Origin of the sequence: Paraburkholderia sp. BR10882, from assembly GCF_040948855.1 — a bacterium.
GTDB lineage: Bacteria > Pseudomonadota > Gammaproteobacteria > Burkholderiales > Burkholderiaceae > Paraburkholderia > Paraburkholderia nodosa_A.
Genome location: NZ_JBFPKP010000015.1, coordinates 164368 through 180341, shown reverse-complemented (window position 1 = coordinate 180341; position 15974 = coordinate 164368). Strand labels below are relative to the sequence as shown.

Below are 15974 nucleotides of genomic sequence, written 5' to 3'. Positions count from 1 at the left end.
ATTGCAAAAACGGTTTTTGCCAAATCAATGCCAATCGTCGTAATCTTCATGTTGGGCGCCCTCCTCGATTAAGTGGTAGCTTCGACACTTCCACTTTGGCACACCGATGCCGTTTCGGGTGGGGGCGCCCATTCCATTAGTTTGGCGCGCGTCCCCGCCCGGACCAGGTAGCAGGATCGCGATATTTCGCAGTCAGTGGACCGTGCGCGACCCTTGGTCTGCCGCGTCGGCTCCCGAAGATATCCCGCTCGGTATATCCGAACTCCACAACCTTTGCACGTATATCGGCAAGCACCGTGTCGAACTCCTGCTGCCGCATAGCGGTCGCCTGACTTTTGAGTTCGTCAAGTTGTGCTTTCAGTTCCTTGTACGTTGCCACGGACTTCCCCCATGTGGACACCTCGCGGTCATGATAGTGACTTTCTCACGGCATTGATCCGAATCGGGATGACCGATCGACGAGTCCGGCCTTGGGCCTGTGTCCGCGAATTCGCAAATCACGGGCAATATTCGGCGGCCGTTCCATGACGAACGTTCACACTCTTTTGCAGGGATGGACTGACGCGTGGCCAGTTCGTTCCAGCGCTTTTTACGAGGGTCGGCGGACACGACGGACCCTTGAAGCGGCGCATCATGCAGTTTTGAACACCGCGCACACCTTGTCGGCCACGCGAGCAATGAACAGGACAAGGCGGCAAAGGCTGCGCATTGCGTTATCCTGAAGCGTCCGCCCAAAGGGAACACGCATGAAGCTTTCGAAATTCCTGTTACTGATGGCAGTGCCGCTGTCCACCACCGCTTACGCGCAAGCCTCGCAGACGTTTCACTTCGGCGAAGGCCAGGACTCGCCGCAACGTGCTCGTACCACTTCTCCTCCGCCACTGCCCGCAGCCCAGACTACGGAGCCGCTGCCCCAGGGTGAGCCGCATCCGCACACGAAGCCGACGTTAGAGTCCCAACCAAAGGCGAAATCGAAGTCGAAGCACCGGCAGCACCATCGGCACCATCCAATCCACCCGTCACCGCTTCAGAATCCGTATTCACATCCTTGAGCCGGGCAGCACGCAAATCGTGTGTCAGCCATGCAGCGAATGATTGGACTATCTGGCATTCCTCGCCGGCTGTCGCACAATTAATTCGCTATACGAATTGATATGAGGTGACGACACTCAGTGACCAACGATGAAGTTTCACCAGAGTCGACATTACAGCTCGAATGATTGCAATTTCAACGGCCGCCCAGACTGTTTTGCGTAATCTATTGAACGCGTCCGTAGTCCAGCCCGTACTCATATTCGGTGCACGGTAGCTGGCTAAGGATCCGACGCGACGCCATTGAAGGACAGTGCCTGTGGGATGCGCGAACAACCGGAATGACGGCATCCACACACGGAACGCGCGGTGACGGGATGGCATACAGCACGGGGGTTGATCATACGTATTCCGGGCCAGTCGGAGCGCGACATGGCCCGTCAGGCGGCAATGCTTTCCTCAAATTCGAATAGCGCTCCCTCGTGAGCCTCGAGCATGGTGCGTATATCGGGCAGCGCACGGCGAACCATTGGGCGCGCAGACCTCGGGAGATTCGAGCAGGCGAGCTCGATATCGCCGCTTCTGTGCTCGCCGAGCATCGCGAGCATCACGCACGCCTGCTGGATATCTTTCTGCGACTTGACCAGCATGTTGGTGCGCAAGCGTGAAACGAGGATCTTGTGGATCGCGAAGCGTGCGGGGTCCGGCACACGAACCGGCACCGCGCCGTGCCTTGAAAGCAGCGTGCCCATGTGGGACTGGCCGAGCAGGTAGGCGAGATAAGGCATGCCGCTCGCATGCGCACCGAGCTCTGGAACAGCGACGGTCGGAAATGTGTTGTCCTTCGAAGGCACAAGCAGATCGACGTGAAAACGCGTCCGACCCGCCTGCTTGAACGACGTGGACGGATCGCCCCTGTTGAACCCCGGCACCGGCACGAAGTCGATTCCGGTTTCTTTCAGGATTTCGAGCAGGCCACCTGACGGCACACCCTGTAGCGCGAGCTGGCGGGCGCGCGCGATATCGATGTCCTCGGTCTCGTAGGCAAGCGCCTTGATGCCAAGGCTGTTGAGCAGAACCGCGTACGCGTGAGAGCCCACGAGCACCGCGCCGGCCTCGAAAAGTCCGTAATTGTGGAGGACCGCCATGGTCGCGTAGGTCTTGTTGTCGGCAATCTGGAAGCCGAGCTTCGCGAGCTCCCGAATGCGGCTGATGAGGTCTTTGGACTGCTCGATCTGTGCCATCACCGCAGCGACGCGCTCCTCGGCCGCCGGATCGCCCTTGGGTCCGCCAAGACTCTCCTGCTGCCGCTTGCCCTCCGCGTTCATGAACTGCCGATAGTAGTAGACAGCGTTCCCGCGATGGTGCTCGGTGATCGTGCCCGGCGCACCCACGAGAACCCGCCCCTGGCTGGCGACCGCCTGCTCGACGTTCGCGTACTGGGAGCAAAATGCCTGATCGTGTCGCTGGTAAAGAGGAAGTCCGTGCATGCCAGAAAATTGCAGTAATTTTTTGGATTTTACTGCAAAAGGCGAGTTCGTGATTGCAGTAATTTTATGAAAATTACTGCAATCAACTTGGAATCCCTCAGGCCACCAACCCCTCGCCTGTCCGATACCCCAGGCGAACGGTACAAGGTTACCCGGCGGTACCGGGCGCATCGGTTAGGATTTGTTCGGGCCATGCCCGGTCCGCGACCTCATTGTCGGACTTCTCACCACGCACCGGCTGACGAATCGCCGACGTCTCGAATTCATGTTCCGGCGCATCGCTGGGCCAACGTCTGTGGCCCCGTCCGCGTGCTTTAGCACGCCGAGGGCCACCCAATGCCTGCGCGCGGGCATCGGGTCTCACCAGATGCAGGACTTCGAAGCCTGTTAGCCGATTGATGAAGAGAATGACGCAAACTTACGTTTTTCAAATTCCGGTTGCGGCAGTCGATCGCGCACGTCCATGCAGAACGTCGAGCCACGATTCTGGCTTTCTATCAATCACCTTTTCCCGGTTTCCAACATGAGCTCGCCGCACGTCTTGCATGTATAAGAGGCGTATCCGTGCGAGTCCCTGCCGTTGTTCACCAGTCCGGTCGTGCGAATCGAGTCCCACTGAGAAGAGTACGGTTCATCGTCATCGCACGCCACCTCTTCGCCGTCGTGTCCGTTGACGCACACGAAGTATCTACGTATCAACGTCGTCATCGCTGCCCTCCTGCGGCTTACGGTTACTGCGAAGCGGCGCTCCAGCCGCGCGAGCTGGCCGTACAGGCCCATTCGTGCAGGTTCGCGTTCCTGAAGAGTCGTGTCCTGCACCATCCGCTCCGTATTGCGCTGTCCATTCATCCCGCGACTGACGTGAGCGCTAGCGAATCGCCGTCCACGAGATGGCCAGGCTGGAATCCCGGTCAATTGTTTGATAATTTTCAATGCCGAGGCCTGCGGAAAAAAGACGCCGCGCAAGTGACGCGCCGCATTGCCCGGCGCCAGCTATCCGATGGCCCTTGCATGACCGTCTCCGTCAAGGACCGGCACACGCAGCGCGGCGCCGCAGCCTGGGTGACAAAGCGGCACGCCAACGTGGTCGGCACGTCCACGGTCCGGAACGGAGGGATGCATCCCTCGAAAGCGCGAAGATGTCCGGCGCAGTGTAGATCCCGTGGTGCGTCGCGCAACGATGCTGGAGATAATCGTCCAATACTGGCTCAGCATTGCGGTTCGGGCCGGCTCAACCGCGTGTTCCCATTAGAGCGAAGCGCGCCAGGCTGCCCGCCTGCGACCGCAGTTCCACCCGCGGAGCAGGACACGACGGGCAGCGCAAGTCGCGCAACGGCGCGTCGGATAACAGCGTCGACTTTGGGAGTCCTGGCCTACGGGACAGGCCTTAAAAATATACGACTCCAGCATTCCGCTACAGGGAAGTATGGTCGGTCCACACCGGTTTCACAACATGCAGTGAGTTCTTCTTCCCCGTTCCGCTAAACGCACGCGCACGTGCCGGGCTTTGGCCTGTCGCGCGCCCGTCGAAACGTCCGCGTAGGTTAGCGACGAGTCATTCGCCCGCTCGCCGACGCGAAACTGTTGAAATGCCGGATCCCAGGACGCAGTGTGACTCTGGACTTCGGGAATCCCCGCGGCGCAGAAATGTTCTTTGGCGGTCGGTCAGTCTGGTGACGCAGCTGTTGTGACAGCGCACGCGCCTCACACGTCGAATGCATGCAGTGCCCGCAGGCAGCTTCGGGCAGATGCAGGCCGGAGCTGATCGCGACGGCTCAGGCATCACACCGCCCACTCACGCGCCACGGTATCAACGTTTCAGTGCAGCCGAGCGAGGGTACGAAGGAGCGAATCGCCGTCCCGCGTAACGCGAGGCCGTATGGCCCCGCCAAGTGTCTCCAGGGCAACCAGCTGGCGTTCGAGCAGGGTGTGGCCACGCTTCTGGCCACGGCGGCGGCGGTCGCAGGCTCGGTACCCAGTTGCCGGGTGACGCTACGCATCATCCAGATGCCGATACCGAGACGGATAAGCGGGTTCGTGCCCAGTTCGACGCAGTACCAATCCCGAAAAGTCCGGCAACCCTGTATCGATTAAACGAGCACGTGCAAGTCAGGTCTCACGGTGCGATGGATGTCTGGCCTGACGCCCGGGCACGCGAACAGCGCAGTACCTGACTCGGTTATCGGCGGCATCATTTATTTTCTTCATACAAATTATGCGTTTTCGCCGCGAGAATTTTTTTACAACGGAGGTCCCTGGAGCAGTCAGCATTGTCCGATTCAGCCGCGCACAGTCATGGTGCGCGGGAAATTACACGGCTATCCTGATCGACGGCAACGACGCTTACGCCGCAGGCCAGATTCCGCGCGTTCGCGACTGCGCCAGTCTCGTCCCCTCCCTGGTAGCGAGCGTTCGCACGACGCCAGTTGCCGAGATTTTTTGGAATCCATAACATCGGCAAAGGTCCAGGCACGAAGGCCCCCGCAGGGTGACCCGCGCCTGGCGTCGTTATCCAACCACCCGCGCCTCAAGCCCGCTGCGTACCGCCAGATCGAAACGCTCAGGGCGAATATGGAACACCGTCGCCTCGCACGCGCGCCCGTCAGCCAGTCGCGAGGTCCGGCGCAGCACGAGCAGCGGCGCACGCGGAGACACTTCCAGATATGCGGCGATATCGCTCGCCGCGGCAACCGCCGTGATGGTCATGTCGGCATCGACGATATGCCAGCCCGGCAGCCGTTCGAGCATCTCGTACGACGGGAGAGCTTGCGCCTCCTCGCGCGAAATGACACTTGCTTCGGGCAGCAGGCAGGTCTGCGCAAGCGCGACAGGCGCGCGATCGACGCGGTGCAGGCGTTCAAGATACACACAATCTGTGACATCGGCGGCGAAGGTCTCGCGCAGGCCGGGCGGTACCGCACACGCTTGCATGCGCAGCAGTTCCATGCTGGCCCGCGCGCCCTGCGCCGCCAGCGAGTCGTAAAAGCCGCGCAACACGTCGAGCCGGTGCTGCAGACGCCGGGCCTTCACGAACGTGCCCTTGCCCTGCTTGCGCTCCACGATGTGCGTCTCCACCAGACGGCCGAGCGCCAGCCGGACAGTCACCCGACTCACGTCAAAGCGCTCGCCCAGTTCGGCTTCCGACGGAAGCTTGCCCGACGGCTCATAGATGCCCTGCCCGATTTCCTGCTCAAGCGTCGTCGCGATCTGCTCATAGAGCGACGTCACGTCTTCCCGCACCAACATGGTTAAGGTCCCTCGCAGCTCTCGCGCCTCGCCTTGAGCGAGATTCGCAATATCGATATGAAAAGCAATTGGATGGCCCAGCTTGTATTAATACGTATTATGCCATCCTGACCCGCCAACGATAGCAGCATCGGCTCGAATAACGAACGCAGGAAAGCATGACAGTGACAGACAAGATCCTCGACGCGCCGCCGCTCGAGCGCTCACCACATGATGGAGCGGCCCTCCATCCGCGCGAAACCGTACCTGCGGCTGCTCATGGCCACGCTGGCCCGCGCAGCGGCGCCGCGCTCCTGCGTGCCCGCCTCGGCTTCGTGGCCGCATGGTTCGCCTTCATCGCGCTCGCGTGGCTCATACCGACACCCACCGGACTCGACGCGAACGGCCAGGCCACGCTCGCCGTGGTCGCGTGGGTCGCGATCGTCTGGGTGACCGAGGCCATTCCCGTCGGCGTGAGCGGCATATTGATACCGATGCTGCTTGTGCTTTCAAACGCGAGTCCGGGTTTTCCGAAGGCCGCAAGCGGTTTTGCGGCGCCCGTCGTGTTCCTCTGCCTCGCGGCATTCCTCTTTTCGGCAATCATGCAGGCAAGCGGCCTCGACCGCCGCATTGCGCTGGCGCTGCTCGAGCGCCTGAAGGTGCGCACCGCCAACGGCGTGATCTGGGCAATGTTCGCCGTCAACTTCGTGATGTCGATGGTCGTGCCGGCCGCGAATGCGCGCTCGGCCGCACTGCTGCCGGTCACCAACGGCATGGTCCAGCTGTTCGGCGATTCGCCGCGCGAGCGCGCCGCGAAAAAGGCCATCGTGATCCAGTCGCTCGTCTACGGAGCGATGATAAGTGGCATGTGCATTCTCACGGCGCATCTGCCGAACATGGTCGTGTCGGGCCTGCTCGAAAAGCAGCTCGGCATCCACATTTCATACTTCACGTGGTTCAAGCTTCAGTGGCCGTACCTGGGCATGTTCGCGATCACGCAGTGCTGGGTCCAGTACTATTTCCGCTCGCGCGCCGTGCAGATTCCTGGCGGACGCGCTGCCATCACGACGATGCGTCGCGCACTCCCGCCCGCCTCGCGCAATGACTGGCTGGTGCTGGTCCTGTTCGCGGGCGTGGCGGTCCTGTGGGCAACGGAGCCGCTGCATCATCTGTCGTCGGAAATCGTCGCGCTGATCGCGCTTGCCATCCTGTTCGCGCCAGGCGTGCTGCGCTTCGGCTGGGCCGAAGTCGAGCAGCGCACGATCTGGGGCACGCTGTTTCTGCTCGCAGGCGCGCTCTCGTTGTCCTCTGCGATCAGTTCGTCGGGGCTCGCCCAATGGGCCGCCGATCACATCTATCTCGTCGCGCACGGGCATGGCTGGTGGCTCGCCATTGGCATCGTCATGGCCGGTACGCACATCATCCGTATCGGCATGCTGTCCAACGTCGCTGCTGTCACCATGATCGCGCCGATCGCGCTTGCGCTCGCTCCGCGCCTTGGCCTGCATCCGGTTGCGTTCACGATGCTGGTCAGCGACACCGACAGCTTTGCTTACCTGCTGCCCACGCAGATCACGGCAGGTGTGATTGCCTACAGCAGCGGCGTGTTCACGACCGCCGATTACGCCCGCGTCGGCGTGGTCTCGGTGCTGATCGCGATCCTGTACGGGCTGTGCGTGATCGCACCGTGGTATGCGTTCATGGGCGTGCCCGTCTGGGACGCATCCGCAGCCTGGCCGTTTGCGCATTGAGATTCGCGCGCACTCGCATGCTCACGTGCGCGCGATCCCGATCCTTTACCCGCCTTGTCGACACCCACCCCAGATGAGCGAATCGAACGAAACCGGTCTGCATGCCCGCGCGCGTGCCCTGCGCGAGCGCCTTGGCGATCATGTCGCCCCTGCCGGCCTCTATGAGCAACTGAAACAGCGCCCCTTCGCCGGCAGCGTGCGTTGCAGCGTTTCGCGACTCGAAGCGGGCAGCTGGGCCGAAGTCGTGCTCGACTACGAAGTCGGCTCGTCAGGCATTGCCGATGGCGGGTGGCTGAAGGCCACATTCAAGTTCTACTCGGACTGGGCGCTCTTCCAGACAAGCGACCCCACCGCCGCGAACTACATCAGCGCCGAGTATCATGCGGCGCCGCTCGTGCCGGGCCAGAGTCCCGCCACGGTGCAGGCGATCAATGTGCGCTTCGACCAGAAAGGCCACGAGCGGCCGTACCAGAAAGCCGTGATCGTCGACGTCGTCGACGGGTATCTGAACGCCGGCGACCGCATCGTGATCCGTCTTGGTGATCGCCGACGGGGTCCCGGCACGCGCATCCAGACGTTTTCCGAAGACGATTTCCGCTTCCGCCTCTACGTCGATCCGCTGGGCACGTCGCGCTTCGTTGCAGTGCCTGGCGACATTGCCATCGACATCCATCCGGGCGATCCAACGGACGTACTACTCAACGGGCCGCGCTTCGTGCGTCCTGGCGAGGCTGCGCCGTTTCGCCTTGCGTTGCAGGACCGTTGGGGCAACGCATGTCGCGAGCTGGGCGCGAACGCGAAGGCACGGCCGGTAGTCGTCAATTCGATCGCCAGTTTGACCGCCAACGTGATCGCCCGCGACGCAGAAGGCACAACGGTCTATCAGCGGGAGCATGCATTCCCGACGCAGGGATTCGCGACGCTCGCGCTCGACGACCTCCCAACGGACCGGGGCACGCTGCACATCGTCGCAGACGTGCCCGGGCGGCCGGAGATCCGCGCAGCCGTTGCCTGGCTCACGGTCGACGCCACACTGCCCTCCCCGCGCGCACTCTATGCCGATCTTCACGTCCATGCGCACGACACGGTCGGCACCAACAGTCCCGCATACAACGCGCAGTACGCGCGCGATATTGGTGGAATCGACATCCTGGGTTATACAGCGAACGACTTCCAGATCACGGATGCGAACTGGCAACTGGGCGTCGAGGCCGTCGATCAGTTTAACGAACCCGGCCGCTTCGTCGTCTATCCCGTGCAGGAGTGGTGTGGCAGTTCGACGGCGGGTGGCGACCACAACGTCGTATTTCTCGGCGACGAACGTCCCGGTTTTCCGTACAACGCGCGCGGTGAGCACAACCGCACCCTTGTGTGGAACGAGGACATGAAAGGCAACGCGGTCGAACTCGGTCGCTGGCCCGTCGAGGAACTGTGGGATGCCTACGCCGACGACGCCGAACACCACCTCGTCATGCCGCACGTTGGCGGGCGGCGCTACATTCCGGACTGGCACCATCCGAAGCTTGAGCGGCTCGTCGAAATCGCTTCGACGTGGGGCCACTTCGGCTGGCTCTACCAGGACGTCATCGCACGGGGCTACCAGCTCGGCGTGGCTGCGAGCGGCGACGAACATCGCGGACGTCCCGGCGGCGGCGCGCCCGGCGTGCAGGTATTCGGCGTGCATGGTGGTCTGACGGGCGTGCTCGCCGATGCACTCGACCGGCATACGGTCGGCCAGGCCTTACGCTCACGCCGCACGTGGGCGACAACAGGCGAACACAGCGCGCTGCTCGTGCGCAGCGGCGATCACTGGCAAGGCGACGCGTTCACGCAGCGCGGTCCGGCCACGCTCGATTACCGCCTGCTCGGACGCGCCGGCTGGGAATACGTCGCCGCCTACGATCACAATGGCCTGATATGGGAGCGGAACCTGCATGAGGAACTCGGCTATGCTGAGCGTCTGATCCGCGTGCGCTGGGGTGGTGCGCGCATTCGGGACCGGTATCGCTGGGCGGCGTGGCGTGGCCGCATCCGCATTCTCAACGGCACGATTCACAACTTCGGTTCTCACGGCTTCGAACACGTCGAGGAATCCGCGTGGCGCACAGGCGCAACGGACATCGAATTCAGTAGCGACACGTACGGCGACGCGGACAGCATCGAGATCGACGTGAGCAATCTGGCCGCGGCGACCATCGTGATCGAAGGCACCATCGACGGCTTCGTGAAGGTCGGCGATCCGCTCGCAGGTAATCCATTCGCGCATGCGCCCACGTTTCGCTTCGAGATTCGCGGCGTGGATCTGCTTGCGCGGGGCAGCGCAACACATGCGCTCGGCGGCACGGAACTGTTCGTCGCGGTTGAGCGACTGACCGACAGGCCGCTGCCGGTTGATCTGGCAGGTAGTGTAGAGGTTGCCGCGCAGAATGCGTCGTTTGGTTTTCGTCCGGTGTACTTCTTCGGGCGGCAGCGTGACGACAGCAAGGTGTGGTCGTCGGCCCAGTTCATTACTTTTGACCAGGTTCGCCGCGGGCGCAGGTGAACAGCGCTCGCAGCAACCGGCTCCGGTTTGAATCCGCCATCTAGTTGTGAATCAGGAACCGGTCGCGGTTCCTGACGTCCTTGATCCAGTTCGGCGCGCGCCCTCTGCCAGACCAGGTGGCGCCGCTTGCCGGATCACGGTATTTCGCTGGCAGCGCGCCGCCTGAACCTCTCGGCCTGCCGCGGCGACGTCCAAAGATGTCCTGTGGTGTATATCCGAAATAGGCCACCTTTGTACGGATATCGGCAAGGACGGCGTCGAACTCCTCCTGACGGACTGCTGCTGCCTGATTCTCCAGCTCGGCGATCTGCGCTCTCAGTTCCCTGTACGTTGCCACGAAGCGTCTCCCGCATATGGAAATCACTGGGTCATGATAGTGACTTTCGTATGTCGCTGATCCGAACTGGGACGACGGTCGCCGGGCATTGCGTCAGGCTGGTGTCGGTGGATTTTTTTGCAGATAGAGGTGCCTCGCGACTCCATCCACAATGGCGGACGCTCGGGCGTCGTGAATCACGATGGAGAGGAGCAAAGCCGGTGCCGCCTACCGCGGTATGCAGATTCATGGAAAGCCAGATGCTTTACGCGCAGCCTCAGCAAGTCAGTATGACTCCCATTCGGCGAGGCTGGCCGCCGTGGGGAAGTTTGCGCGGGTTAGCATGGCTGCCAGAGCCGCATTGAGTGGCGACGGAACCGCCACTCAACGGTGTATTCCGCCGCGGAGGCCAGCATGGAAGACGATAGCACGTTGTATGTGGGGCTTGATGTCCACAAGGACTCGATCACGGTTGCCTATGCGATCGGCATGGGCACCGTCGAACTGTTCGGCAAGGTGGGCGCCATGCAGATTGATGTCGACCGGCTCTGCAAGCGACTGCAGCAGAAGGCACGGCACATCTGCTTTGTCTATGAAGCGGGCCCATGCGGATACGGCCTGTATCGAAGGCTGGTCGATAAAGGCTTCGACTGCATGGTCTGCGCACCATCGCTCACCCCACGCAGGCCGGGTGATCGTGTCAAGACGGACCACCGTGACGCGATCAAGTTGGTGCGCTCCTTGCGCGCCGGCGACTTGTCGGCGGTACATGTACCAACAGTTGAAGACGAAGCGTTCCGCGACCTGACCCGCGCCTGGTCGGCGGCTCGAGAAGACCTGAAGGCAGCACGCTGCAGGCTCAAATCGTTTCTGCTTGCCCACGGCGTCCATTATCTCGGCCGTCCCAACTGGGGACCGACACACCGACGCTGGTTAAGTACGTTCTCATGCGACAGCGCCTGGCAGCAACTGGCGTTCAACGAACATCGGCGCACGATTGAAGACCGGCTCGCGCAATGCGAGCGGCTGGAACTGGCATTGCGCGAAGCGGTAACTAACTGGCGGTTTTATCCAGTCGTACTTGCCCTGCAGGCCATGCGCGGAATCAACTTTACGTCGGCGATCGGACTGGTTTCGGAGCTGGGCGACCTCGCGCGCTTCGAACATCCGCGGCAGTTGATGGCGTGGATTGGCGTGACGCCTTCAGAACATTCATCAAGTGGGAAACGACGGCAAGGCAGCATTACGAAGACCGGCAACAGCTACGCACGTAAGCTGCTGGTGGAATCTGCCTGGAGCTACCGGCATCCCGCCCGAACAGGCGCTGCTGATCTCTACTTCCGAACCGGGCGCTTTTTCACTTGCGCCGTGACTTTACCTGGCCTCGACGTACGGTCTGACAGGTCAGTCCCATGCTGAACGTCGATTTTTGCCGCCGACAGGCGTTCGTGGTTCGAAGTGGCGATTGACGGTTAGTTGCATCTGGTACTCATGATTCCCGGTGCTGTTTGCCCGGGAGTCCCACCTGACCAGGAAGCTTCGCCGCGCGGCACACAGTCTTGCGCGGACGCACCGTTCCGATGAGTTCGTCCGCTGCGCAGCGTCGGGCGAACTCATCGGAGTGATAGAGGACCGCCGGAACCATCACACTGGGCGGCCGCTTTCGTCTGGACCCGCCACCGAACTCGCTGACCCGGTCATGCAAATTAAATCGGGTGGGCGCTCTTGATCCCGGGGTGACGATCTCAATATGACGTGTCAAATCCAGATCAACCGCCTACCGGACATGCCCAACAAGAAGAACTCTCGATCCACGCGTCGGCCAGTTGCCGGAACGCACGCAAAGTCGCTCTATCTCCCGATGCCCCGCCACGAAGCCTCGGATCTCGCACTGCGTGCACGGATCGCGCTTGAGCGTCTGCGCAATGGTGAGGCGGACCGCTCCCTCGTCAATCTTGTCTCGCAGGTGGCTATCATCACGAGCTTCATCAGCCGGGCGGGACACGGGCAGCTCGATATCGCGGAGATCGAAAGTGTTGAGCGTGGCCTCGGAGAGGTACTTAGCGAGGCCGATCACACCGGAGGTGGCATGTGTCTGAATCGTTGGTCGCGGGACTCACGAACGTGATTAACGAGTACGACCGCCAGCTCTGCGCGACCCGGATGGAGATCGTTGTCCGGGCGAGTGATCACCTTGGAAAACTTGTTGCTCTGGCTGCGAGAGACACGCACACCAACGACAGTCAACTCCAGGTTGCACGGTAACTTCACGTCGGATCGCGTGCCGGATTCACGGATCCGTCAGGGCGACATGCATGAAAGCTCGCCGGACAAGTGAATACGCACGGGCGAGAGAAGGTCGCGTGCAAACGTCATACGGTTGGTATTCGCCAGCCCGATGGTAACCAGCCCCCATAGATGGAGACCAAACCCTGCGCGTGTGTCGCGAAGTAAAGTGGATCGCCAGCGGTACAGCCTGCAATTGTCTGGGAAAGCGCGCAAGCGCTCACAACAGACAATCCAGTAACGCTCAATGCAACGAAGACAGGTGCATCCCGCGCTACACTGCGTCCACATCCCTGCTTAGTCCTGCGCGCGATAAATTGTGCGGCTGACAACCACGTCCCCAAAGAAAAAAAACCACATGGAAATCCGCGTCGCTTACGAACACAGCCTGGCGTCCGCGCCGGAAGAATTCATCGTTCTGGTGCCCTCGCAGCTCGTGACCGATATTCCCGCGAACGTGCCGCGCGCGCTGTTGCCGGAGTTCATCACCGGCCTGATCGTCGAACGCTCCCCGACAATCGGAAAGATTCGCAATCTCATGATTCTCTAGCAGATGGTGATCCCGCGGTGACACCTGCCTGGCGAACGGCGTTGTTGCGCGGCCTCGAAAAAACTCAGAAAAGGCTTGGTTGCCTGATATCGCGCGCTGGAGGCAGTGACGGTTTCTGGCGTCTTGCGCCTGCGCGTCGGCGAGCGAGACGACGTACGTGGGCAACCAGAACGAAATGCGCGTCCGCAAAGCTGAGCGTGAGCCTGAACTGCGTCAGCCCATCCGGTCCGATACCGGGCTGCGCCCGCAGCGAAGCATGCATGTCGAGCCGACGAGCACGGTCCACGAGCTGTGCACGGCTCATACCCGGCCACGCGAGCGAGATCAGCCGACTGACCACCGAAGGAATCGACTCCGGTGGACAATCAGCCGGCAACGCTAGAGAAACAAGCTCGAAACGGTGTGCCATCGGGTTGAAGGCGTACGGTTCTGTGTCCGTGCTTCCTCATGTACATACGTGGCGTCGCCCAGACGGAGGCGATGCACAAGGGGTCCTGAGTGATCAGTCGTAGCGGGACGCCAAAGCACTGCGTTCGGCATCTTGCTCCGCCAGCTACGACTGGATCGCCCGTTCCCCGTTACGCCGCGGCGACTTCAGGCGTCGCTGTAGTCTCAACTGCGGCCGGTGCCTTTTTGGCTGCAACCTTGCGCGGCGCCGAAGCCTTTTTCGCGGGTGCTGCAGCCTTGCGTCCACGCACACCCTTTGCGGGAACAGCCGCTGCCCGGCCAGCCTTTTTCGTCGCGACCGTCGTCTTCGCTGCCTTTTTAGCCACGACACGTTTCGCGGCAACTTTCTTCGCAGGAGCAGCCTTCTTCGCGGGAGCAGCCTTGACGCCGGCGACCTTTGCCGTTGCACCGGCTTCGATCAGGAATTTCGAACGATCCTTGACATCGCGAATCCAGAGCGGTGCAAGTCCTCGGCCCGACCAGGTCGCGCCCGTTTTCGGATCCACGTATTTCGGCGCAACGTGATGCACGGCCGCCCGCGGGGATTTTGCTGCTGCCTTCGCACCCGTAGCCGGCTTGCGACCGCGCCGTTTAGCGACAAAGCCTTCAATATCGGCAACAGTCAGTCCGTGCTTGTGCATCAGTTCACGGATTTTGGTCAGGCCCACCGACGACTGCTTTTCGGCAATCGCTACTGCCTGCTTCTGGAGTTTTGCAATTTTCGAGTTGATTGCGTCCAAGGTAACCATGTCTATTCCTCCCTGTGGGGTTTACCGTCCATGCGATCCTGGAACTTCCCTGGCTTATTTCCCAGGCACTTCGAAGTTCGGTCTGCCCGTCAGAATTGACGCCATCGTCGCGGTCGTGATTATGACTTCATCAGTACGCTCGTGCAAATTTATCGCACGGTGCGCAGCGATTTAAATTGTCACTGGAGATTAAAATTGAGCTGCGTCCGGTGTTGCCTGCGGGTACTACAACGCTCCTTTTCCGTTCGAATGCTACCTTGCAGCAAAACACTCAATTCTCAATTGTCCAGACATGTACGCACGAATCATCGATCCTGTGAGCGAAGCTCCTCTTCTTTCCACAGGATGAATCGTTCACGCTACAAAAGATGACGTAAGGTGCGCAAGCAAACCTGGCGTCGCTTGCGGATTGATTTATACTGGGTTCACACCTGTCGCCAGTCGCGACACCTGCCGTGTGCCGTTCCCAGCAAAACGATTAAAAGTGCTCCACCCTCTTCGCGCCTGCAGCATGGGCAGCGTTGGGTCGCGTGGTATCCTGGCGGCACGCGATTTGCAATTACCTGCTCAACAACAGATTGTTGCGCGGAGAGTACACCGAATGGATGAAAGAAAGCGCGAAAGCATCGTTGCCTATCTACGGCGGCGGATGGCTGAATTTGGAATCAAACCGGAAGACATCGCCACGTCAATTGCGGCAGATCAGGAGCGGTTGCGGGCAGTGCGTTTCCGCGACGCCTCTGGCAATTCATGGGACGGCAAAGGCGCCCCGCCGCAATGGGTGGTTCAGGCGACCAGCGCCGGACAGACTCTTGAGCATTTTGCAATTGATTCGGCATCGACCCAGGAACCAGGCAAACGCGCCGGTGCCGACTGGCGCAACGACCCGTTTGCCGGCACCAGACTGGCGAAAATCAAAACAGAGGGCGTTGGCGCCTGAGAGCTGAACTGGAACCAGCTAGAATCCAGCGTCAGGAATCACCCTCGTTGCCCCATCGGTTCGGACGCTTACGCGAATTCATTCCCGGCAGATAAGGAACACAAATCCTGTTACAGGGTGAAAGGCTGCGCCCCATTTCTGCACGCAAGAAGTTGGAATTCGGGAATCCGTCCACGTTAAGGGCAATGATTGAATCATGAAAACATCAGGAAAACCTTGCGCATCGTGTCCCTGGCGTCGCGCTGCGGGTGCAGTAGATATTCCAAACTTCGATCTCGCTCTGGCAGAGAAGCTGGCCGATACGTGCCCTGATGACCGCGGCATGGGGCCCGACTTTGGAGCCAGCATGTTTGCGTGCCATCAATCCAGGGAAGGAGAGGAATTCGCGTGCGCGGGATGGCTGGCGAAAGTCGGACACCACCACCCCGCAGTGCGCCTGGCAGTGGTCTCTGGTCGACTTGATTCGGCGGCACTGGAGCCTGACGTAGACTGGCCAGAACTGCATGACAGCTATCGGGAAGTGCTGGACAAGCTGCGTGCAACGTCGAATTCTGGAGACGAGGCCAAAGAAGATGAGTTTGCAGTGAAAATCGGGTGATCCAGCTGCCTGCCCCGGTGATGAACATCATCGAGCCCACTGTGCGAC

The 15974-nt window shown here is 61.0% G+C and carries 11 protein-coding genes and 1 pseudogene; 7 read left to right on the top strand and 5 right to left on the bottom strand.

The genetic code is table 11. From position 1 onward, the window contains the following. Positions 1–136: 136 nt before the first annotated feature. The 3 genes from AB3X99_RS30360 to AB3X99_RS30350 form a co-directional block, all read right to left on the bottom strand. The gene (locus AB3X99_RS30360) at positions 137–379 is read right to left on the bottom strand and encodes an H-NS histone family protein (RefSeq protein ID WP_368619011.1); all 243 of its coding nucleotides are present in this window, start codon (positions 377–379) and stop codon (positions 137–139) included. A gap of 1093 nt (positions 380–1472) precedes the next feature. Beyond that, a complete protein-coding gene (locus AB3X99_RS30355; RefSeq protein WP_368619010.1) occupies positions 1473–2693 on the bottom strand; it encodes a GSU2403 family nucleotidyltransferase fold protein in 1221 nt (406 codons plus the stop codon). 2337 nt (positions 2694–5030) lie between these two features. Beyond that, positions 5031–5768, bottom strand: coding sequence for a GntR family transcriptional regulator (locus AB3X99_RS30350; RefSeq protein ID WP_368619009.1), 738 nt, complete (start codon positions 5766–5768; stop codon positions 5031–5033). A gap of 158 nt (positions 5769–5926) precedes the next feature. Between AB3X99_RS30350 and AB3X99_RS30345 the strand changes: the two genes are divergently transcribed. Further along, entirely contained in the window at positions 5927–7498 is a 1572-nt protein-coding gene (locus AB3X99_RS30345) for a DASS family sodium-coupled anion symporter (RefSeq protein ID WP_368619008.1), read from the top strand. A 73-nt stretch (positions 7499–7571) separates the two neighbouring features. After that, positions 7572–10040, top strand: a complete 2469-nt coding sequence (locus tag AB3X99_RS30340) for a hypothetical protein (RefSeq protein ID WP_368619007.1) — start codon at positions 7572–7574, stop codon at positions 10038–10040. Between the two features lie 40 nt (positions 10041–10080). Here the strand turns inward: AB3X99_RS30340 and AB3X99_RS30335 are convergent, their stop codons facing one another. Next, on the bottom strand, positions 10081–10377 hold the full coding sequence (locus AB3X99_RS30335) for an H-NS histone family protein (RefSeq protein WP_083245599.1): 297 nt from the start codon (positions 10375–10377) through the stop codon (positions 10081–10083). Positions 10378–10770: 393 nt separating this feature from the next. Between AB3X99_RS30335 and AB3X99_RS30330 the strand changes: the two are divergent. The 3 genes and pseudogenes from AB3X99_RS30330 to AB3X99_RS30320 all read left to right on the top strand — a co-directional run. Then, positions 10771–11691, top strand: a pseudogene (locus AB3X99_RS30330) (IS110 family transposase); the annotation flags it as partial. A 415-nt stretch (positions 11692–12106) separates the two neighbouring features. Then, positions 12107–12484: a hypothetical protein gene (locus AB3X99_RS30325; protein WP_368619006.1), complete on the top strand. Its 378-nt coding sequence runs from the start codon at positions 12107–12109 to the stop codon at positions 12482–12484. A gap of 516 nt (positions 12485–13000) precedes the next feature. After that, a complete protein-coding gene (locus AB3X99_RS30320) occupies positions 13001–13192 on the top strand; it encodes a hypothetical protein (protein ID WP_069268359.1) in 192 nt (63 codons plus the stop codon). 578 nt (positions 13193–13770) lie between these two features. Here AB3X99_RS30320 and AB3X99_RS30315 read toward each other — a convergent pair. Continuing rightward, positions 13771–14388, bottom strand: a complete 618-nt coding sequence (locus AB3X99_RS30315; protein WP_368619005.1) for an H-NS histone family protein — start codon at positions 14386–14388, stop codon at positions 13771–13773. 511 nt (positions 14389–14899) lie between these two features. Between AB3X99_RS30315 and AB3X99_RS30310 the strand changes: the two genes are divergently transcribed. Together AB3X99_RS30310 and AB3X99_RS30305 are read left to right on the top strand one after the other, a co-directional pair. Continuing rightward, positions 14900–15328, top strand: coding sequence for an H-NS family nucleoid-associated regulatory protein (locus tag AB3X99_RS30310; protein ID WP_368619015.1), 429 nt, complete (start codon positions 14900–14902; stop codon positions 15326–15328). Positions 15329–15524: 196 nt separating this feature from the next. Next, entirely contained in the window at positions 15525–15926 is a 402-nt protein-coding gene (locus tag AB3X99_RS30305; protein WP_368619004.1) for a DUF6283 family protein, read from the top strand. Positions 15927–15974 lie beyond the last annotated feature (48 nt).

Excerpts from the sequence above, each read along its gene's own strand:
- AB3X99_RS30355 (WP_368619010.1), bottom strand. The coding sequence starts at position 2,693 with ATGCGCCCGGTACCGCCGGGTAACCTTGTACCGTTCGCCTGGGGTATC.
- AB3X99_RS30350 (WP_368619009.1), bottom strand. The coding sequence starts at position 5,768 with ATGTTGGTGCGGGAAGACGTGACGTCGCTCTATGAGCAGATCGCGACG.
- AB3X99_RS30345 (WP_368619008.1), top strand. The coding sequence starts at position 5,927 with ATGACAGTGACAGACAAGATCCTCGACGCGCCGCCGCTCGAGCGCTCA.
- AB3X99_RS30340 (WP_368619007.1), top strand. The coding sequence starts at position 7,572 with ATGAGCGAATCGAACGAAACCGGTCTGCATGCCCGCGCGCGTGCCCTG.
- AB3X99_RS30325 (WP_368619006.1), top strand. The coding sequence starts at position 12,107 with ATGACGTGTCAAATCCAGATCAACCGCCTACCGGACATGCCCAACAAG.
- AB3X99_RS30320 (WP_069268359.1), top strand. The coding sequence starts at position 13,001 with ATGGAAATCCGCGTCGCTTACGAACACAGCCTGGCGTCCGCGCCGGAA.
- AB3X99_RS30315 (WP_368619005.1), bottom strand. The coding sequence starts at position 14,388 with ATGGTTACCTTGGACGCAATCAACTCGAAAATTGCAAAACTCCAGAAG.
- AB3X99_RS30310 (WP_368619015.1), top strand. The coding sequence starts at position 14,900 with ATGGGCAGCGTTGGGTCGCGTGGTATCCTGGCGGCACGCGATTTGCAA.
- AB3X99_RS30305 (WP_368619004.1), top strand. The coding sequence starts at position 15,525 with ATGAAAACATCAGGAAAACCTTGCGCATCGTGTCCCTGGCGTCGCGCT.